17 protein-coding genes are annotated in these 20886 nt (G+C 73.9%); 9 read left to right on the top strand and 8 right to left on the bottom strand.

Annotated elements, in window-relative coordinates; translation table 11 throughout:
* The first annotated feature begins 6 nt into the window (after positions 1-6).
* The gene (gene glgX, locus AB0L25_RS23615; protein WP_500174828.1) at positions 7-2097 is read left to right on the top strand and encodes a glycogen debranching protein GlgX; all 2091 of its coding nucleotides are present in this window, start codon (positions 7-9) and stop codon (positions 2095-2097) included.
* A 6-nt stretch (positions 2098-2103) separates the two neighbouring features.
* Here glgX and AB0L25_RS23610 read toward each other — a convergent pair whose 3' ends face one another.
* Complete coding sequence (locus tag AB0L25_RS23610) at positions 2104-2505, bottom strand: hypothetical protein (RefSeq protein WP_500174827.1); 402 nt, start codon at positions 2503-2505, stop codon at positions 2104-2106.
* Positions 2506-2623: 118 nt separating this feature from the next.
* On the opposite strand from AB0L25_RS23610, the gene AB0L25_RS23605 reads away from it, so the two are divergent.
* A complete protein-coding gene (locus AB0L25_RS23605; RefSeq protein ID WP_500174826.1) occupies positions 2624-3358 on the top strand; it encodes a pyrimidine reductase family protein in 735 nt (244 codons plus the stop codon).
* Here the strand turns inward: AB0L25_RS23605 and AB0L25_RS23600 are convergent.
* Positions 3337-4032: a dihydrofolate reductase family protein gene (locus AB0L25_RS23600; RefSeq protein WP_500174825.1), complete on the bottom strand. Its 696-nt coding sequence runs from the start codon at positions 4030-4032 to the stop codon at positions 3337-3339. The two genes, AB0L25_RS23605 and AB0L25_RS23600, sit on opposite strands and share 22 nt — an antisense overlap.
* Before the next feature lie 62 nt (positions 4033-4094).
* Between AB0L25_RS23600 and AB0L25_RS23595 the strand changes: the two genes are divergently transcribed.
* Positions 4095-5186: an ATP-dependent DNA ligase gene (locus tag AB0L25_RS23595; protein WP_500174824.1), complete on the top strand. Its 1092-nt coding sequence runs from the start codon at positions 4095-4097 to the stop codon at positions 5184-5186.
* 458 nt (positions 5187-5644) lie between these two features.
* Here the strand turns inward: AB0L25_RS23595 and AB0L25_RS23590 are convergent, their stop codons facing one another.
* A complete protein-coding gene (locus AB0L25_RS23590; RefSeq protein WP_500174823.1) occupies positions 5645-7324 on the bottom strand; it encodes an alkaline phosphatase D family protein in 1680 nt (559 codons plus the stop codon).
* A 209-nt stretch (positions 7325-7533) separates the two neighbouring features.
* Between AB0L25_RS23590 and AB0L25_RS23585 the strand changes: the two genes are divergently transcribed.
* Entirely contained in the window at positions 7534-9924 is a 2391-nt protein-coding gene (locus tag AB0L25_RS23585; protein WP_500174821.1) for a HelD family protein, read from the top strand.
* Positions 9925-9930: 6 nt separating this feature from the next.
* On the opposite strand, the gene AB0L25_RS23580 is transcribed toward AB0L25_RS23585, so the two are convergent.
* Entirely contained in the window at positions 9931-10638 is a 708-nt protein-coding gene (locus tag AB0L25_RS23580) for a FadR/GntR family transcriptional regulator (protein ID WP_500174820.1), read from the bottom strand.
* Between the two features lie 288 nt (positions 10639-10926).
* Here AB0L25_RS23580 and leuA point away from each other — a divergent pair, with 288 nt between their 5' ends.
* On the top strand, positions 10927-12612 hold the full coding sequence (gene leuA / locus AB0L25_RS23575; protein WP_500174876.1) for a 2-isopropylmalate synthase: 1686 nt from the start codon (positions 10927-10929) through the stop codon (positions 12610-12612).
* 193 nt (positions 12613-12805) lie between these two features.
* On the opposite strand, the gene AB0L25_RS23570 is transcribed toward leuA, so the two are convergent.
* Positions 12806-13009 carry a DUF4236 domain-containing protein gene (locus AB0L25_RS23570; protein ID WP_500174819.1) on the bottom strand — a complete coding sequence of 68 codons (204 nt, stop codon included), beginning with the start codon at positions 13007-13009 and terminating at the stop codon, positions 12806-12808.
* A gap of 181 nt (positions 13010-13190) precedes the next feature.
* Here AB0L25_RS23570 and AB0L25_RS23565 point away from each other — a divergent pair, with 181 nt between their 5' ends.
* Positions 13191-15155 (top strand): Xaa-Pro dipeptidyl-peptidase, encoded by a 1965-nt coding sequence (locus AB0L25_RS23565; RefSeq protein WP_500174818.1) that lies wholly within the window; start codon positions 13191-13193, stop codon positions 15153-15155.
* A gap of 54 nt (positions 15156-15209) precedes the next feature.
* Here AB0L25_RS23565 and AB0L25_RS23560 read toward each other — a convergent pair whose 3' ends face one another.
* Positions 15210-16292 (bottom strand): DNA polymerase domain-containing protein, encoded by a 1083-nt coding sequence (locus AB0L25_RS23560; protein ID WP_500174817.1) that lies wholly within the window; start codon positions 16290-16292, stop codon positions 15210-15212.
* A gap of 60 nt (positions 16293-16352) precedes the next feature.
* On the opposite strand from AB0L25_RS23560, the gene msrB reads away from it, so the two are divergent.
* Positions 16353-16754 (top strand): peptide-methionine (R)-S-oxide reductase MsrB, encoded by a 402-nt coding sequence (gene msrB, locus AB0L25_RS23555; RefSeq protein WP_500174816.1) that lies wholly within the window; start codon positions 16353-16355, stop codon positions 16752-16754.
* A 17-nt stretch (positions 16755-16771) separates the two neighbouring features.
* Positions 16772-17446, top strand: coding sequence for a TIGR04222 domain-containing membrane protein (locus AB0L25_RS23550; protein ID WP_500174815.1), 675 nt, complete (start codon positions 16772-16774; stop codon positions 17444-17446).
* A gap of 35 nt (positions 17447-17481) precedes the next feature.
* Here AB0L25_RS23550 and hemQ read toward each other — a convergent pair whose 3' ends face one another.
* Both hemQ and hemG read right to left on the bottom strand, forming a co-directional pair.
* Positions 17482-18180: a hydrogen peroxide-dependent heme synthase gene (gene hemQ, locus AB0L25_RS23545; protein ID WP_500174814.1), complete on the bottom strand. Its 699-nt coding sequence runs from the start codon at positions 18178-18180 to the stop codon at positions 17482-17484.
* A complete protein-coding gene (gene hemG, locus AB0L25_RS23540; RefSeq protein ID WP_500174813.1) occupies positions 18177-19595 on the bottom strand; it encodes a protoporphyrinogen oxidase in 1419 nt (472 codons plus the stop codon). The genes hemQ and hemG overlap by 4 nt, the downstream gene beginning before the upstream one ends.
* 124 nt (positions 19596-19719) lie before the next feature.
* Here hemG and AB0L25_RS23535 point away from each other — a divergent pair, with 124 nt between their 5' ends.
* A complete protein-coding gene (locus tag AB0L25_RS23535) occupies positions 19720-20883 on the top strand; it encodes a hypothetical protein (protein WP_500174812.1) in 1164 nt (387 codons plus the stop codon).
* The last annotated feature ends 3 nt before the right edge of the window (positions 20884-20886 follow it).

The raw sequence follows: 20886 nt of genomic DNA, 5'->3' as shown, positions 1-20886 counted from the left end.
GGAGACATGCTGGAGGTCTGGCCCGGGGATCCGTACCCGCTGGGCGCCACCTGGGACGGCACGGGCACCAACTTCGCGCTGTTCTCGGAGGTGGCGCGGCGGGTCGAGTTGTGCCTGTTCGACGAGCGGGGCCGCGAGACGCGGTACGAGCTGCCCGAGGTGGACGGGTTCGTCTGGCACGGGTACCTGCCGGGCGTCGGGCCGGGACGCCGGTACGGGTACCGGGTGCACGGGCCGTTCGACCCGCGCGAGGGGCACCGCTGCAACCCGGCGAAGCTGCTGCTGGACCCGTACGGGAAGGCCGTCGAGGGCAACGTGCGGTGGCACGAGTCGCTGTTCTCGTACCGGTTCACCGACCCGGACGTCCTCAACGAGGACGACAGCGCCCCTTACATGCCGAAGAACGTGGTGGTGAACCCGTTCTTCGACTGGGCCGACGACCGGCCGCCGCGCGTCCCGTACCACGAGAGCGTCATCTACGAGGCGCACGTCAAGGGCCTGACGCGGCTGCACCCGGGGATCCCGGAGGAGCAGCGCGGGACGTACGCGGGGCTGGCGCACCCGGTGATGATCGACCACCTGCTCGACCTCGGCGTGACGGCCGTCGAGCTGATGCCGGTGCACCAGTCGGTGCCCGAGCACGCGCTGGTCGCGCGGGGCCTCGACAACTACTGGGGCTACAACACGATCGGGTTTTTCGCGCCGCACAACTCCTACAGTTCGTCCGGGCAGCACGGCGAGCAGGTGCTGGAGTTCAAGGCGATGGTCCGCGCCCTGCACGAGGCGGGCATCGAGGTGATCCTGGACGTCGTCTACAACCACACCGCCGAGGGCGACCATCTGGGGCCCACGCTGTCGTTCCGCGGGATCGACAACGCGTCGTACTACCGGCTGCGGGACGACGACAAGCGCTACCACCTCGACTACACCGGCTGCGGGAACTCGCTGAACGTGCGGAGCCCGCACGCCCTGCAGCTCATCATGGACTCGCTGCGGTACTGGATCCTGGACATGCACGTGGACGGGTTCCGCTTCGACCTCGCGTCCGCGCTGGCCCGCGAGCTGCACGACGTCGACCGGCTCGCCGCGTTCTTCGACCTCGTCCAGCAGGACCCGGTCGTCTCGCAGGTGAAGCTGATCGCCGAGCCGTGGGACGTCGGCGAGGGCGGCTACCAGGTCGGGAACTTCCCGCCGCTGTGGACCGAGTGGAACGGCAAGTACCGCGACACCGTCCGCGACTTCTGGCGCGGCTCGTACGCGACGATGCCGGAGTTCGCGTCCCGGCTGACCGGTTCGTCCGACCTGTACGAGCACAGCGCGCGGCGCCCGTTCGCGTCCATCAACTTCGTGACGTGCCACGACGGGTTCACGCTGCACGACCTCGTCTCCTACGACCACAAGCACAACGAGGCGAACGGCGAGGACAACCGGGACGGCACCGACGACAACCGCTCGTGGAACTGCGGGCACGAGGGGCCCGCGCGGGATCCGGCCGTCCGGCGGCTGCGGGCCCGGCAGAAGCGCAACTTCCTGGCGACGCTGTTCCTGTCGCAGGGCGTGCCGATGCTGTCGCACGGCGACGAGCTGGGCCGCACCCAGCAGGGCAACAACAACGCCTACTGCCAGGACAACGAGCTCGCGTGGGTGCACTGGGACGACGCCGAGGACGTCGAGTTCGTCCGGTCCCTGTCGCGGCTGCGCCGCGACCACCCGGTGTTCCGGCGCCGCCGGTTCTTCACCGGTACCGGGACGGGCGCCGCCGCCGACATCGCGTGGCTCACCCCGGCCGGGGAGATCATGACCGACCAGGACTGGAACGTCGGGTTCGCGAAGTGCCTCGGCGTGTTCCTCAACGGCGACGCCATCACCGAACCCGACCGGCGCGGGCGCCGGGTCCGGGACGACTCGTTCCTCCTGCTGATCAACGCCGGACCCGACCCCCTGGAGTTCACCCTCCCGGGGGCCGAGTACGGCGATCGGTGGGCCCACACGCTGGACACCGCCGAGCCCGGCGGGGTCGGGGAGCGCCCGCTCGCCAAGGCCCGCGCGACTCTGAAGATCGCCGACCGTTCCCTGTCGGTGCTGCGGCGCGTGTAGCCGGGGTCAGGTCGCGGCGGTCACCTCCATCGCGGTCAGGAACACCAGGACGACCGTCGCGACGGCCACCGCGCCGTGCACGGCCACGGCCGCCGCCGGGAACGCCTGCTCCGCGCCGCGCGCGTGCCTGCCCCGGCCGACGAGCCAGCGGGTGAACAGCAGGAAGCCCTGCAGGACGACGACGATGAGCGCGGCGAACGCCCACCAGGCGTAGACCGGGTCCCTGGTGGCCAGGTGGCCGATCCACAGCGCGAGGCCGCCCGCGGCGGCCAGCGGATGCCCCACGACGACGAGTCGCGGGAAGCGCGTCACCTTGGTCGCGAGCCCCCCGTGCACGATCCAGGTGATCAGTAGATAGCCGCCGGCGAGTGCGGCGAGGACCCATGCTGCGAGCGCAGCGAACTCCACCCCCTGCTCCCTTCTGAGATTCTCATGTCCCCCGACGGCAGTGTCGCCCGCTCATGACGCGGAAATGAGGAATTCGCACAGATTGCCGCTCCCGGCCGTGTACTACCGTGAGATCCCTATGCGGCCACTGACGACTTCTGCCGAGCCCGTCGATCTCGCCGAGCGGTACGCCTACCCGGCCGACCCCCCGTCCGGCGGCCTGTGGCTGCGCGCCAACATGGTCGCGGGCCTGGACGGCGCCGCCCAGCGCGACGAGCGCAGCGGCGGCCTCGGCAACGAGGCCGACCGGCGGCTGTTCCTGCTGCTGCGCGGCCTCGCCGACGCCGTGATCGTCGGCGCCGGGACCGTCCGCGCCGAGGGCTACGGGCCGGTCCGGCCCGTCCCCGAGTGGGACGGCGTGCGGGACGGACGGCCGCCGGTGCCGCCGCTCGTGATCGTCTCCCGGTCCCTCGGCCTGGACTTCGACGGCCCGGTGTTCACCGAGGCGCGCGTCCCGACGATCGTGCTGACCTGCGCGGACGCCGACCCGGACCGGCTGCGCGCGGCCCGCGCGCACGCCGACGTGATCATCGCCGGGGAGCGGGCCCTCGACTTCGGCGTCGCGTTCCGGGCCCTCGCCGCGCGCGGGCACCGGCGGCTGCTGTGCGAGGGCGGCCCGGCCGTCCTCGGCCAGATCGCCGCCGCCGGCCTCCTCGACGAGCTGTGCCTGACGCTCAGCCCGATGCTGCTCGGCGGCGACGCGCTGCGGATCCTCGACGGCCCGAGCGTGCCCGACCCGGCGTGCTGGCGGCTCGCGCACGCCCTCACCGACGAGGACTACCTCTTCCTCCGCTACACCCGCGCCACCCGGTAGCGGACGAACAGCACGCCCTCGTCCAGGTACAGCGCGGCGGGATCCACCGGGATCTCGGCGGGCAGGGCGGTGAGCAGCGGCGTGCGCGGGCCGTGCAGCGCGGGGGCGATGTTGAGGCACAGCTCGTCGACCAGGGACGCGCGGAGCAGCGCGGTGGCGAGGCCGGGCCCGCCCTCGCAGAGCAGGCGCGGCCCCAGCTCCCCGTGCAGCAGCCGGACCGCCTCGGGCAGGTCGACGTCGTCCTCTCCCGCCGCGATCACGCGAATCCCGGACGGGACGTGCGCGCGCGCACGCTCGGTGGTGACGACCACGGTCGGGGTCTCGGCCTCGGTGAACAGCGGCAGCGTCCAGTCGAAGCCGAGCGAACGGCTCACGACCACGATGGGCGCGGGCGGACCGCCCCGGCGCGCGCGCAGATCGGCGCGGAGCCGCGCGGGGCCGAGCCGTCCCGTCCGGACGGTCCCGGCGCCGACGACGATCGCGTCGGCGAGCGCCCGCAGCGTACGGAACACCCGGAAGTCGGCCGCCCCGCCGAGCCCGTCCGTCCAGCCCTCGGCGTCGGTGACCGAGCCGTCCGCGCTCATCACCATGCCGATCCGCAGGCCGGGCGCGTCGCCGTACTCGACGTAGGGGTCGGCGCCGTCCATCGCGGGTTCGGGCAGCAGACGGCGCATGAGCTGCACGTTATCGGACCCCGGGGCCGCAGACTGTCGGTGGCCGGGCGCAAGATGGGGGCATGGACCTGCCGATCAGTCCGCCGTTCTCGCCGATGCTGGCCAAGGCGGTCAAGACCATGCCCCAGGGCGACCTGCTGTACGAGCCGAAGTGGGACGGCTTCCGCTGCATCGTCTTCCGGGACGGCGACGAGGTGGAGCTGTCGAGCCGCGGCGAGAAGCCGCTCACCCGGTACTTCCCCGAGCTGGTGGAGGCGGTGAAGCGGGAGCTGCCGGAGCGCTGCGTGGTGGACGGCGAGATCGTCATGCCGCGCGGCTCCCGGCTCGACTTCGACACGCTGCAGCAGCGCATCCACCCGGCCGCGTCCCGGATCAAGCTGCTGTCGGAGCAGACGCCGGCGTCGTTCGTGGCGTTCGACCTGCTCGCGCTCGGCGACGAGTCCTACCTGGAGAAGCCGCTCGGCGAGCGCCGCCGCCGGCTCGTCGACGCCCTCGCCGGGGCGAACGCGCCGATCCACGTCACCCCCGCGTCCGACTCGTACGAGCTGGCGCTGCGCTGGTTCGACGAGTTCGAGGGCGCGGGCCTCGACGGCGTCATCGCCAAGCCGCGCGACCTGCCGTACGAGCCCGACAAGCGCGTCCAGTTCAAGATCAAGCACGAGCGTACCTGCGACTGCGTCGTCGCGGGCTTCCGCTGGCACAAGTCCGGGCCGATCGTCGGGTCGCTGCTGCTCGGCCTCTACAACGACAAGGGCCACCTGCAGCACGTGGGCGTGGCGGCGTCGTTCACGATGAAGCGGCGCGCGGAGCTCGTCGAGGAGCTGCAGCCGTACCGGATGGAGGACTACGACGGCCACCCGTGGGCCGAGTGGGCGCGGCAGACCGAGGCGACCGTCGACCGGATGCCGGGCGCGATCTCCCGCTGGACCGGCAAGAAGGACCTGTCGTGGGTCGCCTTGCGGCCCGAGCTGGTCGTGGAGGTGGCCTACGAGGCGATGGAGGGCGACCGGTTCCGGCACACCGCCCGCTTCCGCAACTGGCGCCCCGACCGGACGCCGGAGTCCTGCACGTACGAGCAGCTCGAGACCCCCGTCGCCTACGACCTGGACGAGATTCTCGGCGGCCCCGCCACCAGCCCCCGCACCGACCGCTGAGGGTCCTTCCGCGCGGCTCGTCGCAGATCGGCTCGTCGCGGAGCGGTTCGGGCGCGCCGCGCCGCCGCTGCCGGGCGGGTTAAACGCCGCCGGAGGCGCCCGCACCTACGTCGCGGGCGACCGCCGCTCCCCCGCCCGCCCCGGCGCTCGTCGGCCCGGCCCTGCGGGCGCTCGAGGACGCGGCCGCGCGGCTGCGCCGCCCGGGGGTCGCGCGCCGCACGGCGCGGTGGCTCGCCCGCGCGCAGCGTCCGTCCGAGCGGGCGTCGCCGGGGTGCCGGGCGTTCCGGTGACGATCGTCCGCGGGGCCGGGCACGCCCCGCGGCTCAGTCACCCCGCCGAGGTTGCCGCCGGGGTGGCGGTGGCCGCCGTGGCGGCCGTCCCGGCCGGGTGAGGAAGACCGGCCGGACCCCCTGGGCGCGGTGCGCGGCGTCCGAGGGGGTCCGGCGGGAGACCGCGTGTCAGCGCACGGTCTCGTTCCGGATGGTCTCCTGGATCAGGTCCCGGTCGGACTTGACCGACATCTTGGGCGCCTCGAAGGGCCGCAGGTAGGTCTGCCGGACGCCCGGAACCTCGTCCTCGATCACGAACGTGGCCTTCGTGGACGCCTGGGCCTCGTGGTCGCGGACGGTCGGGAGGGTCTTGAAGTCGGCCCGCATCTCATGCTTGTCGATCTTGGTGAGCACGTAGCCGCGCTGGTTGTTGTAGAAGCGCAGGTGCGGGTTGATCTGCAGGAACGGGTGGTCGGCCGGGTCGGAGTCGCGGCCGTCGCCGCCGCTGGTGATGGACGTCGCGACGAGCTCGGAGCCGACGGTCGGCGAGTCCGGGTCGTCGTAGTCGAGCTTGAGGTCGCTCGCCCAGTGGGCGTGCACGTCGCCGGTGAGGACGACGGGGTTGCGCACCTTCCGGTCGAGCCAGCCCCGCGTGATGCGCTCGCGGGACGCGACGTAGCCGTCCCAGCCGTCCATCGAGGTGATCTTCGCGGGGCCGGCGTTGTTGTCGCGCTGCGCGAAGAAGACCTGCTGGCCGATGACGTCCCAGCGGGCGCGGGACGCGTCGAAGCCGTCGAGCAGCCACTTCTCCTGCTCGGCGCCGGTGATGGACCGCTTGGGGTCGGTGGCCGCGGGGCAGTCCTTGTAGCCGTCGCCGCAGCCCTGGTCGTCGCGGAACTGGCGGGTGTCGAGCATGTGGAAGTTGGCGAGCTTGCCCCAGCGGACGCGCCGGTAGATCTGGATGTCCGGGCCGTTCGGGATGGAGCGGCGGCGCAGCGGCATGTTCTCGTAGTACGCCTTGAACGCGGCGATGCGGCGGCGCCGGAAGTCGGCGGGGTCGGGCGTGTCGGAGCCCGCCTCGGGGACGTCGTCGGCCCAGTTGTTCTCGACCTCGTGGTCGTCGAACACGACGAGCCAGGGCGCGGCGGCGTGCGCGGCCTGCAGGTCGGGGTCGGCCTTGTACTGGGCGTGCCGCTGCCGGTAGTTCGCCAGCGTGACGGTCTCGGGCCCCCGGTGGTCGCGGACGTTCCCGCCCGGGATCGTGTAGTCGTCGGGCTTGTACTCGTACTGGTAGTCGCCGAGGTGCAGGATCAGGTCTGGGTGCTCCTCCGCGAGCCGCCGGTACGCGGTGAAGTAGCCGTGCTCGTACTGGCTGCAGGAGACGAACGCCATCGCGAGGGCGGGGCCGAACGAGTCGAGGCGGGGCGCGGTGACCGTCCGCCCGACCGGGGAGACGTGGTCGCCGGCGCGGAACCGGTACCAGTAGTCGCGGCCGTGCCGCAGCCCGTTCAGCTCGACGTGGACGGAGTGGGCGTCCTCGGGACGCGCGACGACCGTGCCGCGCCGCTCGACCTTGCGGAACCGCTCGTCCCGCGCGACCTCCCACCGGACGTCCACGTTCCGGTTCGGCATGCCGCCGCGGCCGTCCTCGGCGAGGGGGTCGACGGCGAGGCGGGTCCACAGGACGAACCCGTCGGGCTCGGGGTCGCCGGACGCGACGCCGAGGGTGAACGGGTCGCCGGCGGCGCGGCGGGCGCGCGGGGCGGCGTGGGCGGTGCCGGGGAACGCGGAGACGGCGGCGGCCGTGCCGACCGCGAGTCCGGTGGTGACGAGGAAGGAACGCCGGTCGAGCTGGGGCGCGTCGGCCATGGGGAGCGACCTTTCGGAGGAATCCGGCATCGATCGCCGGTCAGCCTCGCGAAGGTCGGTGACGGAAGAGCACCGGGAAGGTGACGCACCGCGCAACAGAGGTGATCTTTTCGGAAGATCAACCACCAAGGGTGCACAGGGGTGCTAGGGTAGTGGGTTACGTGCAGACACAGTTAACCCACCCCTACACATAGGAGTGTACCTAACACATGGAGACCCGTCAATCCAGTGTTGTCAAATCCGCCGAGACCACCGACGGGGACGCGGCGCGGCGCGCGGCCGTCCGCGCGGAGCAGGAGCACGTCACCCGCCTGTACGGGCGGCTCGACGCCGAGCGGGCCAAGAGCGAGGCCGCGCTGCGCGAAGGACCGGCGGCGGGCGGCGGCAGCGCGTTCCAGGCGCGGCTGGAGAGCGCCGTCGCCACCGACGAGGCCGCGCGCCGGCTGGCGCAGCTCGCGGGGGTGGAGGACGGGCTGTGCTTCGGCCGGATCGACCACCGCGCCGACGGCGAAGGGCCGGGCGACACGTTCTACATCGGCCGGATCGGGCTGCGCGACGAGGACCACGAGCCGCTGCTGATCGACTGGCGCGCCGCCGCCGCGCGCCCGTTCTACACCGCGACGCCCGGGGCGCCCGGCACCCTCGCGCGCCGCCGCCACCTGCACCTGCGGCACCGCGAGGTCGTCCGGCTGGACGACGAGGTGTTCGACATCGACGGCCTGGCGGAGTCGGAGCGCCGCACGCTCGTCGGGGAGGCGGCCCTGCTGGCAACGCTGCGCAAGGGCCGGACGGGGCGGATGAGCGACGTCGTCGCCACCATCCAGCAGGAGCAGGACGAGGTGATCCGGGCCGGCCTGCACGGCGTGCTGGTCGTGCAGGGCGGTCCCGGCACCGGCAAGACCGTCGCGGCGCTGCACCGCGCCGCGTTCCTGCTCTACACGCACCGCGACGTGCTCGAACGCCGGGGCGTCCTGGTGGTCGGCCCGAACGCGACGTTCCTGCGGTACATCGAGCAGGTGCTCCCGGGGCTCGGCGAGACCGACGTCGTCCTCGCCACGGTCGGCGAGCTGTTCCCGGGGACGCGCGCGACCGCGTCCGACCGGCCGGACGTCGCGGTGGTGAAGGGCGATCCGCGGATGGCCGATCTCGTCGCGGAGGCCGTCCGGGACCGGCAGCGCGCGCCGGAGGACGGGTTCGAGGTGGAGGCCGACGGCATGACGCTGAAGGTGTCCGCCGAGGAGTGCGCCCGCGCCCGCGACCGTGCGCGCGCGCTGCGCGTGCCCCACAACGTGCAGCGGCGCCGGTTCGTCCACGACCTGCTGGAGGCGCTCGCGCTGAACCGGGCCCAGCAGTACGACCGGATGGTCGACGAGCCGCTGGAGCAGATGATCAGCGAGGGCGGGCTGCCCGCGTGGCTCCAGGAGCTGATGGAGGAGGCCGAGGACGAGCCGCTGCTGGACGAGGCCGACCTCCGGCTGGCGAAGGAGGCGCTGTGGCTCGACCCGGCCGTCCGGTCGGCGATCGACGCGCTGTGGCCGGAGCTGACGCCGCAGCGCCTCCTGTCCGACCTGTTCGCCGACCCGGACGCCTTGGCCCGCGTCGGCGGCCGCGCGGGCCTGCGGCCGGACGAGGCCGCACTGCTGCACCGTCCGTCCACGGCCGAGTGGACGGTCTCGGACGTCCCGCTGCTGGACGAGGCCGCCGAATGGCTCGGCGTCGACGACACGGCCGACCGGGCCCGCGCCCGCGCCGCCGCGGCGGCCCGCGCGGAGGAGGAGCGGTACGCGCGCGAGATCCTGGAGTCCCGGGACGAGTCGAACCTGCTGAACGCCGCCGACGTGATCGACGCCGCCGGGCTCGCCGGGCGGCACCACCACGACGGCCCGCCGCTCACCACCGCCCAGCGCGCGACCGCCGACCGCGAGTGGGCGTACGGGCACGTCATCGTGGACGAGGCGCAGGAGCTGTCGGCGATGGCGTGGCGGACGATCATGCGGCGGGTCCCGACCCGCTCCCTCACCGTCGTCGGCGACATCGCGCAGACGGGCAGCGCCGCCGGGGCCGCGTCGTGGGGGCAGATGCTCGACCCCTACGTGCCGGGCCGGTGGCGGGAGCAGCGCCTCATGGTCAACTACCGGACCCCGGCGGCGATCATGCGGGTGGCCGCGGAGGTCCTCGCCGCGGTCGACCCGGGGCAGACGCCGCCCGAGTCCGTGCGCGACGACGAGGCGCCGCCCCGCGCCGTCGAACTCCCGGTGACCGGGCTGCCCGCCCTGGTCGAGGACGAGCTGGACGCCATCGGCGAGGGCCGCCTCGCGGTGATCGTCTCCGGGGCGCGGCACGCGGACGTCCGGGCCGTCCTGCCCGGGGCGGCCGCCGGCGCGACCCCGGCCGCCCTCGACTCCCCCGTCGTGGTGCTCACCTCCGAGGAGGCGAAGGGCCTGGAGTTCGACGCGGTGATCCTCGTCGACCCCGCGGGCGTCCTGGCCGGGTCGCCGAAGGGCGGCCAGGACCTGTACGTCGCCCTCACCCGCGCGACCCGCCGCCTGACGGTCGTCCACGCGGGCGACCTGCCGCCCGTCCTGGCGTCCCTCGGGTGAGCGGGGTCAGCGGCGGCGCAGGTTCCCCAGGGTCTGCTCCAGCTCGGCCTCGATGATCCGGGCCGCGGCCGCCGGGTCGCGGTCGCGCACGGCCGCGACCAGGGCGGCGTGCGCGTCCCGCCCGTGGTCGAGGTCGTGGCGGCGCACGTCCAGCAGCGCCGTCAGGTCCAGCAGGCCCTCGCGCAGGACCGGGACGAACTCGGCGAACAGGTCGACGAGCACCGGATTGTGCGCGGCCCGGACGATCGCGGCGTGCAGCGCGATGTCGGCGTCGATGAACGCCTCGACGGCCGGGCCCGCGGCGCCCGCCGCGGGCCGGGCCGCGTCGCGGTCGGCGAGGGCCCGCTCGATGGCGTCGAGGTCGGCGTCGGTGCGGCGCACCGCGGCCAGCTCGGCGGCGCGGCCCTCGATCATCTCGCGGATCTCGTAGACGTCGGCGACGGACGCGCGGCGCAGCCGGGCCCGCCAGTCCTCGTCGGGCTCGGTCGCGAGGACGAACACGCCCGCGCCCTGCCGCGCCTGCACCAGGCCCGCGCCGGCGAGGGCGCGCAGCGCCTCCCGCACGGTCGACCGGCCCACGCCCAGCTCCCTGGCGAGCGTGGTCTCGCCGGGGAGGCGGGTGCCGACCGGCCAGGTCCCGTCCGCGATCTGCCCGCGCAGCCGCTGCGCGGCCTGCTCGACGAGCGGGCTGGGACGGAGCGGGCCGAGCGGCATGCGGATCCTTCCGGGACGCGGGACCGGACCACGGTAGCGCGAGACCAACTTGTCTGAGGACCTGACATGTCGCTAGAGTGCCCGGCATGGCGTGGCAGGCCCTCCTTCTCGGCCGCCGCGGCGGGGCCTGATCCGACCGGCACCCCGCCGCGGGGTCCGGTGCTGCCGGTCGTCCGACCGGCGACACCCAGGAGACCTCCCGTGAACCACGCCTTCCCGACACTCCGGACGCCCACCGGCCCCGTCCCCGCCGGCGCGCCGTTCTGGAACCCGCAGCGCGGCGGCGCCATGCCGTCGCACCGGTACCGCTCCGTCCACGACCGCGAACCCTCGCCCGTCCCGGACGTCGAGCGCACCTGGCCGTCCCGCCGCCTGGAGGCGCCCCCGCTCTGGGTGCCGGTCGACCTGCGCGACGGCAACCAGGCCCTCGCCGAACCCATGGACCCCGACCGCAAGGCCCGCATGTTCGCCCTGTTCGTCGCCATGGGCTTCAAGGAGATCGAGGTCGGCTACCCGTCCGCGAGCGCCACCGACTTCGCGTTCGTCCGCCGGCTCGCCGAGACCGGCGTCCCGGACGACGTCACCCCCGTCGTGTTCACGCCCGCGCGCCGCGACCTCATCGAGCGGACCTTCGCCTCCATCGAGGGCCTGCCCCGCGCGGTCGTCCACCTGTACACCGCGACCGGCCCCGCCTGGCGCGACGTCGTCCTCCGCGAGGACCGCGACGGCGTCCGCCGGCTGATCCTCGACGGCGCCGCGGACGTGGCGCGCCTCGCGGGCCCCGGCGTCCGGTTCGAGTTCTCCCCCGAGACGTTCAACTTCACCGAGCCCGACTTCGCGCTCGAGGTCTGCGACGCCGTCACGGACCTGTGGGACGCCGCCCCCGACCGTCCCGTCATCCTCAACCTGCCCGCGACCGTCGAGATCGCGACCCCGAACGTGTACGCCGACCAGATCGAGTACATGCACCGGAACGTGGCCCGCCGCGACGCCGTCATCCTCTCCGTGCACCCGCACAACGACCGCGGGACCGGCGTCGCGTGCGCCGAACTGGCGATGCTCGCGGGCGCCCAGCGCGTCGAGGGCTGCCTGTTCGGCAACGGCGAGCGCACCGGCAACGTCGACCTCGTCACCCTCGCGCTGAACCTGCACGCCCAGGGCGTCGATCCCCGCCTCGACCTCTCCGACATCGACGAGATCCGCCGCACCGTCGAGCACTGCAACCGCCTGCCCGTCCACGAACGCCACCCCTACGGCGGCGACCTCGTCTACACCGCGTTCTCGGGCACGCACCAGGACGCGATCGCGAAGGGCATGGCGCACCACGCGAAGCGCGCCGCCGACCTGGGCGTCCCGCCCGCGCAGGCCCCCTGGGACGTCCCGTACCTGCCGATCGACCCCGCCGACGTGGGCCGCGGGTACGAGGCCGTCATCCGGGTGAACAGCCAGTCGGGCAAGGGCGGCATCGCCTACCTGCTGCGCACCGGGTACGGCCTCGACCTGCCGCGCCGCCTGCAGATCGAGTTCTCCCGCGTGGTCCAGCGGGCCACCGACGGCAGCGGCGAGGAGGTGACCGCCGAGCAGCTGTGGGACTTCTTCCGCGCCGAGTACCTCGACCGCACCGGCCCCGTCGCCGTCACCGGCTGGCGCACCGCGCACACCGGCCCCGCCCGGCACGACTTCACCGGCACCGTCGCGGTGGACGGCCGCACCGGCGAGCACACCGGCACCGGCAACGGCCCGATCGACGCGCTCACCGCCGCGCTGGCCGCCGCCGGAGTGACCGTGGACGTCCTCCGCTTCGCCGAGCACTCGACCGACGCGACCGCCCCCGGCGGCGGCTCCCCCGCCGTCGCCTACGCCGAGTGCCGCGTCGACGGCGTCGTCCGCTGGGGCGCCGGCCGCGACACCTCCGTCCTCACCGCGTCCGTCCAGGCCGTCCTGTCCGCCGTCAACCGCGCCAAGACCGCCTGAGCACACCCGCACCCGCTTGCTCCGCCGTTCCCGGGTGGGTGCGGAGGCTCGTCCGGTTGACGGTCTACGAGGTCGCCGAGGAGGGGGGCGTGGTGGAGCACGTCCAGTAGCGGGCCGTGACGGCCCTCGCTCTCGCCGGACGTGGGGAGCGCGAGGGCCGTCGCGGTGGGCGGGGGGGGGCGGTCGGCGCGGGTCAGCGGCGGCGGTGGGGGCGGCGGCGGAGGGGGCGGCGCCAGGAGAGGCCGGTGCCGGGGATGCGGAGGGTCAGGTAGCGGTGGCCGTGCGCGGACCGGGTGTAGCGGGCGCCGCGGGCGCCGACGCTGTGGCCGACTCCGTGTCTCGACAGGTTGAGCCGGAAGGGTCCGAGCCGGATCGATTTTCGGTAATGCCATCCCATGGTGGCGGGGTTCCCACTTCGGGCGGCCTTGCACCTCGCGATCCGCATCGGACGGCCGGGCGCAAGGGCAGGACATGACCAAAAATGCGGCGAGTTGGCAGAGCACCGCTCTTTACCTCGTGCCGCGCGTTCGGGAACGTGTGCTCCGGTAGAGATCATTTCCCACTCCCGGAGGTGCGGGTTGACCAGGAGACCCCTGAGGCGGCGGACGGCCGCGATCGCCGTGCTGACCGGCGCGGCGCTCGCCGCGGGCGGCGGGACGGCGCTCGCCCGGACGGCGCCCGAGATCGTGGTGAAGGACGGCGTGACGCAGCCCGTCTTCTCGTACGAGGACGCCATCCGCGAGCACGTGTACGTGCAGACGCAGGTGGACAGCGACCGCGACGGGGAACTCGACCGCGTCAACGTCGACATCGTCCGGCCGCGGGAGACCGAGCAGGGCCTCAAGGTCCCGGTGGTCATGGACGAGAGCCCGTACTACGACAACGCGGGACGCGGCAACGAGAGCGAGCGCAAGTCCTACGACGGGAACGGCGACCCGCTGAAGTTCCCCCTGTACTACGACAACTACTTCGTCCCCCGCGGGTACGCGTTCCTGGCCGTTGACATGGTCGGGACGACCCGGTCCGACGGTTGCCCGGTGAGCGGCGGGCCGTCGGACGTGCTGGGCGGGAAGGCGGTCGTCGACTGGCTGAACGGGCGCGCGAAGGCGTTCCGGGCGGACGGCACCCCGGTCGCGGCCGACTGGACGACCGGCAGCACCGCGATGATCGGCAAGTCGTACGACGGGACGCTCGCGAACGGGGTCGCGGCGACGGGCGTCGAGGGGCTGGAGACGATCGTCCCGATCGCGGCGATCAGCGGCTGGTACAACTACAGCCGGATGAACGGCGTGAAGTACTGGACGGACGAGCAGCCGTGGCTCGCGGGCTACGTCGACACGGACCCGCCGGCGAAGTGCGCCGCCGTGAACGCCGACCTCGACGAGGGCGAGGACGACGCGACCGGGAACTACAACGCCTACTGGAAGACGACGGACTACCGGCACGGGACGATCGGGCGGGCGGCCAACGTGCGCGCCAGCGTGTTCGCGGTGCACGGCGTGAACGACCTCAACGTCAAGGACGACCACTTCTCGCTGTGGTGGGAGGAGCTCGCGCAGCACGACGTGAAGCGGAAGGTGTGGCTGACGCAGCGCGGGCACGTGGACCCGTTCGACTTCCGCCGGGACGAGTGGGTGCGGACGCTGCACCGCTGGTTCGACCACGAGCTGCACGGCATCGACAACGGGATCATGGACGAGCCGCGCGCCGACATCGAGGTCGGGCCGGACGAGTGGATCACGCAGGACGACTGGCCGTCGCGGGACGCGGAGACGGTGATCCTGCGGCCCCGCGCCGACGGGACGCTCGCGCAGCAGCGGACCCCGAAGGGCGACACCGCGACGTTCGCCGACGCGGCGGGCCCCGAGGGGAACGGGTACTCCGAGGGCGCGATGGTCGAGGACCCGACGGCCGACCGGCCGTACCGGGCGGCGTTCGTGTCGGGGCCGCTGCCGAACTCCGGGCGGCTGTCGGGCACCCCGGACGTCCGGCTGCGGGTGAAGCTCGACCGGCCGACCGCGAACGTCACGGCGCTGCTCGTCGACTACGGGACGGCCGAGCGCGTCGACCATCTCGGCCCCGGCTCGGGCATCGAGACGCTCGGCACCGAGAGCTGCCACGGGGCGAGCACGGCGTTCGACGACGCGTGCTACCGGGAGACGCGGGTGACCACGACGACGTCGCCGGTCAACGTGATCGCGCGCGGCTGGCTGGACGTGCAGAACCACGGCTCGCTGAGCGATCCCGAGCCGCTGACGCCCGGCGAGTTCGAGAGCATCCGCTGGGAGACGCTGAGCCAGGAGTACGTCCTGAAGAAGGGGCACCGGCTGGGGCTGGTGCTGGCCGGGACGGACGCCGACTACACCACCGAGACGCCGACGGGCGCGGCGGTGACCGTGGACCTGGCGTCCAGCTCGATCCGGTTCCCGGTGGTGGAGACGACCGGGGACGCCCCGGCGAACCTCGTCGTCCCGCGGCCGAAGTCGGCGTGGCGCGGCCCGGCCGAGGTCGGCCTGCCGGTGCAGGAGCGCCGCTTCCACTGACCGGCGTCACCGCGTGACGCGGGGCCGCCGCTCCCCTCCCGGGGGGCGGCGGCCTCACTTGTTGTCGGTGTCCTTGCTGGGCTGGACGCGCTTGGGCTCGCCGGGCATCTTCGGATAGTTCGGCGGGTACGGCATGTCGCCGAGGCCGTGGTCGTTCTCGTCGCGGTCGGCCATCTCGAGCAGCGGCTCGAGCGAGAACGCGGCGTCGTCGATGGTCGCGTGCAGGTCGCCGACCTTCGCGAACCGGTCGGGCATCGTGGCGATGGTGAGGTCGCGCGGGTCGACGTCGCCCAGCTCGTCCCAGGTGACGGGCGCCGAGACGGGCGCGTGCGGGGCCGGGCGGACGCTGTAGGCCGAGGCGATGGTGCGGTCGCGGGCGTTCTGGTTGAAGTCGATGAAGATCTGCTCGCCGCGCTCCTCCTTCCACCAGCGGGTGGTCACCTCGGACGGGGCGCGCCGCTCGACCTCGCGGCCGAACGCGAGCGCGGCCCGCCGCACCTCGGTGAACGTCCAGCGCGGCTCGATCCGGACGTAGATGTGCACGCCGGCCTTCCCGGACGTCTTGACGTAGCCGGTGTAGCCGAGTTCGCCGAGCAGGTCGCGGGCGGGGCCGAGCGCGACCCGCACGGCGTCGGCGAAGTCGGTGCCCGGCTGCGGGTCGAGGTCGATGCGCAGCTCGTCCGGGTGGTCGACGTCGCCCTTGCGGACGGGCCAGGGGTGGAACGTCAGCGTGCCGAGGTTGGCGGCCCAGGCGATCACGGCGACCTCGGACGGGCACACCTCGTCGGCGTACCGGCCGCTGGGGAACTTGATCCGCGCGGTGGGCACCCAGTCGGGCGCGCCCTTCGGGATGCGCTTCTGGTAGAACGCGTCGGACTTGCCGGCGCCCATGCCCGCCTGGCCGCGGGCGTAGTCCTCCCGGGTGGCCATCTTGGCGCCTTCGAACACCCCGGCGGGCCAGCGTTCCAGCGTCGTCGGGCGGTCGCGGGTGGCGCGCAGGATCCCCTCCCCCACGGCCAGGTAGTACTCCACCAGCTGCCGCTTGGTGTAGCCGTGCTGCGGGAAGTACGGCTTGTCGGGATTGGACACCTTGACGAGCCGATCCCCGACCGGGATCTCGATGAAGGGCGAGGCCATAGGTGCACGTTAACCCAGGGGTGCGACATTCCCCCGGAGGCGCCGGGTACGTTCGAGGGCATGGAGAAGATCCGCAAGAGCGAGGACGAGTGGCGGGCCGAGCTGTCGCCCGAGGAGTACCACGTGCTCCGGGAGGCGGGCACCGAGAAGCCGTTCACCGGCGAGTACACCGACACCAAGACCGTCGGCGTCTACCGCTGCCGCGCCTGCGGCACCGAACTGTTCCGGTCGGAGACCAAGTTCGAGAGCCACTGCGGCTGGCCGTCGTTCTTCGCGCCGGCCGACTCGGACGCGGTCGTCCTGCGCGACGACCGGTCCCTCGGCATGGTCCGCACCGAGGTGCGGTGCGCGACGTGCGACTCGCACCTCGGGCACGTGTTCCACGGTGAGGGCTACGACACCCCGACCGACGACCGCTACTGCATCAACTCGATCTCGCTGACCCTCGAGCCCGCCGAGTAACGCCGGCCGGCGCCGCCGTGCCGGTCCCCGGCAACCTCCCGAGCGTGCCGCGCGTCCAAGAGGCGACGGCACGCCCCGAGGGGGTCACCATGATCGGTCCCTACGAGATCGCGTTCCTGTCCGGCGGCCCGGAGCGGGTGGTGCAGGCGGCGCTGCTCGCGCTGTACGAGCGGGGCGTCGTGCGGGTGTCCCGGCTGACGCACCGCGTCGACCCGGCCGTCGGCGAGGACGACGACGACCCCGTGCCCGACCCGGTGCAGGCGGCGCTGCTGAAGAAGGTGCCGCACGCCGGGACGCCGCTGGCCGACCTGCTCCTCTTCGGCGCCGCGGCCGACGCGGTGTGGGACGTCTGCGACGGCCTGATCGACGGCGGGCTGCTGGGCGCGGGGAAACTGCGCCGGCTCCGGCCGACGCGCGAGGGCCGCGTCGTCCTGGACGCCGCGCGGCGGGGCGTCCTGCCCGAGTTCCCGCCGGACGGGACGTCCCCGGACGTCGCCCGGCTCGCCGCGCTCGGGCCGTCTGCCGTCGGGGACGCCAAGATGCGCGCGGTGCTCTGCGAACCGGTCCCGAAGCGGGTGCGCCTCTCGCGCGGCGGGTTCCGCGCCAGAGGGTGGGGCGGCTCCGCCGGCCCCTCGGCCGACCGGCGGTACGGCGACGGCGGCGACTTCGGCGGCGGGGGCGGCGAGCCCTGACCGGCGGCCTCGGGGGCGGCGACTAGCGACCGGCCCTACGGGAGGGACGCGATGAGCTCGCCCAGCGGCTTGCGGCGGCCCGTGTAGAACGGGATCTCCTCGCGCGTGTGCAGGCGGGCCTTCGCGCCGCGCAGGTGCCGCATGAGGTCGACGATCCGGTGCAACTCGTCGGCCTCGAAGGCGAGCATCCACTCGAAGTCGCCGAGCGCGAACGCCGACACCGTGTTGGCGCGGACGTCCGGGTAGTCGCGGGCCATCTTGCCGTGCTCGGCGAGCATGGCGCGGCGCTCCTCGTCCGGCAGCAGGTACCACTCCAGGGACCGGACGAACGGGTACACGCACACGTACGCGCGGGGCTCCTCGTCGGCGAGGAACGCGGGGATGTGGCTCTTGTTGAACTCCGCCGGGCGGTGCAGCGCCATCTGCGACCAGACGGGCTCGCTCGCGCGCCCCATGGACGTGCGGCGGAACCGGCTGTAGACCTCCTGCAGGTCGTCGGAGCTCGGCGCGTGCCACCAGAACATGTAGTCGGCGTCGGCGCGGAGCCCGGCGACGTCGTAGAGGCCGCGGGTGGTGACGTCCTTCTGGCCCGCCTGGTCCAGGAGGTCCTGCACTTCGGCGGCGTCCTTCTCGCCGATCTCGCCCGGGCGCGACACCCGGAAGACCGACCACATGGTGTAGCGGATCTGCTTGTTCAGGTCGCGGGCCTTCGGCTTCGCCGCGGACTCGGTCATGTCGCTGCTCCTTCTCGACTGCGCAGGTGGTCCAGTACCCGGTCGGCCGCCGCGCGCGCCGTGGCGAGGCACGCGGGGACGCCGAGGCCGTCGTAGGCGGCGCCCGCGACGGCCAGCCCCGGCTGCGCGGCGACCGCCGCGCGGACCCGGGCCACGCGGTCGGCGTGGCCGACGTTGTACTGCGGGAGACCGCCGCCCCAGCGGGTCACCCGGGTGGCGGCGGGCACGTCGGAGGCGCCGCAGGTCGCGGCCAGCTCCGCCGTCGCCGCCGCGATCAGCTCCTCGTCGGTCCGCTGCAGGGTGTGCTCCTCGCCGAACCGGCCGATGGAGCACCGCACGGCGACGAGGCCGGGATCGCGGTCGCGCAGGTGGGGCCATTTTACGGAGCTGAACGTCACGGCCTTCACCCCGTGCGCGTTCTCCACGGCCGGGACGAGGTAGCCGCTGCCCGCCGGGAGCTCGGGGAACGCGGTGACGGGGTAGGCGAGCGTGACGATCGCCATGCTCGCGTACTCGATGCCGGCGAGGGCGGTCGCGGCGGCGGGCACGTCCGCCGCCAGGAGGCGGGACGCGGGCGCGGCCGGGACCGCGACCACCACGGCGTCGGCGTCGAGCGTCTCGGGCGCCCGGGCGGGCCCGACCGTGAGGCGCCAGCCGTCCGGGCGGCGCCGCAGTTCGCGGACCATCGCGCCGGTGCGGACGGTGCCGCCCGCCGCGGTCAGGTCGCCCGCGACCAGCCCGGGCAGCGTGCCGAGGCCGCCGGGGAGGGTGGTGAAGACGGGGCCGGAGTCCTTCGGGGCGGCGTCGCGGACGCTCTGCACCGCGTCGATCAGCGACCGGTGGGAGCGCGCGGCGGCGGCGACGGCCGGCATCGTCGCCTCGAACGACAGCAGCTCGGTGCGGCCCGCGTAGACGCCGCCGAGCAGCGGCTCGACGAGCCGGTCGACGACCTCGGAGCCGACGCGGGCGCCGATGTAGCCGGCGACCGACACGTCGGCGCCGAGCGGCGTCTCGGGCAGCACGCGGTCGAGGGGCACCCGGGCGAGCCCGGCCGGGGACAGCACCTGCGCCGCGGCGAGCGCCTTGAGGTCGGAGGGGACGCCCATCACCTGGCCGGACGGGATGGGGCGGAGCGCGCCGCGGCTGCGGATGCCCGACGACGTGGTGCCGGGGTGCACGAGATCGTCCGCGCGGCCGAGGTCGCGGACGAGGCCGAGGCCCTCGGGGCGGCGCGCGAGCATCGACTCGGCGCCCTCGTCGACCGGGAGCCCGGCGATCTCGCTGACGCGCAGCTTTCCGCCGATCCGGGGGGAGCCCTCCAGCACGGTCGTCCGGACGCCCGCGCGGGCGAGGAGGCGTGCTGCGGCGAGGCCCGCGATGCCGCCTCCGATGACGACGGCATGGGACGTGGTCATGCCTCCACCTTTCCAGACGTCCCGCCGGATCGTGCACCGGGGCGTCCGCTGCGGCCCCGCGCCGGGCGGTTTTTGTGCCGCGGATGACAAGCGGGCACGACTCCGCCAGTGAATACTGGCATCCATGGATCTTCGGACGTTCCTCCGCCGCGCGGGCGCCGGCGTGCTGTGCGCCGGCCTCGCGCTGGCCGTGCCCCCGGCCGCCGCCTCCGTCCCCGCCTCCGCCGCGACCGCCGCGACGGCGCCCGACCCCGCCGCGCCCCTCGGCCTCGCCTCCGTGGGGCTGCCCTGGTTCTGGCCGAACAACCACCTCTACGGCCTCGCCGCCGCGTCCCCCGACAGCGTCTGGATCAGCGGCCTCCAGGGCGAGATCGTCGTGCCCGGCCCCATCCCGGGCACCGGGAAGACCATCCCCGGCAACCCGGTCGTGCGGCGCTGGACGGGCGACCGCTGGGTCGAGTACGACCTCGGCGGCCTGTCCCGCCACGGCACCATCACCGGCGTGCACGCCGCCGGGCCGGAGGACGTCTGGATCAACGGCACCCGCCACCTGGACGGCTCCAGCGAGCCGTACGTCGCCCGCTTCACCGGGACCGCCTTCACCGAGGTCGAGCTCCCGGCGGGCTCGACCTCCGCCGGGCTGCAGGTGCGGGGCGCGGACGTCTGGCTGCTGAGCACGGGCGGCGTCTACCGCCGGACGGGCGACGCGTGGACGCACGTGGCGCCGCCGGCCTTCCGGGACGGCACGCTGAACGCCGCGGACATCCGGGCGGACGACGACATCTGGATGCTGGGCAGGTCCGACCGGTACAGCGGCGACACGGTCGCGCGCCGATTCGACGGCCGGGAGTGGCGCGACGTCCCGGTCGAGCAGCCCCCGGGGTCGGCGTGGATGACGGACGTGCTCGGGGTGTCGCCCACCGAGGCGTGGGCCGTCGGCACGAACCACCGTACGTCTCCGGCCACGCCCGTCATCATGCGCTGGGACGGCGCGTCGTGGACGGACGTCGAGCCGCCCGCGGGCCTCAACGAGCTGAGCAAGCTCGTCCCGGGGCCGGACGGGACGGTCTGGGCCCTCGGCCACTCCCTGCACGAGCCCGCCGAGCCCGGGCTGCTGCGCCTCGACGGCGGGACGTGGCGGCGGGTGCGGACCACCCCGGCGCCGAACCGGAGCAACTTCCACGGGACGGCGATGGCCGTCGTCCCGGGCACCGGCCACCTGTGGCTGCTCGGAGACGTGAACATCGGCGGGCCGATGCTGCTGACCGACCAGCCCACGGGCCGCTGATCC

Source organism: Spirillospora sp. NPDC052242 (assembly GCF_040679555.1).
GTDB lineage: Bacteria > Actinomycetota > Actinomycetes > Streptosporangiales > Streptosporangiaceae > Spirillospora.
This window is presented reverse-complemented; position numbering and strand designations above follow the sequence as displayed.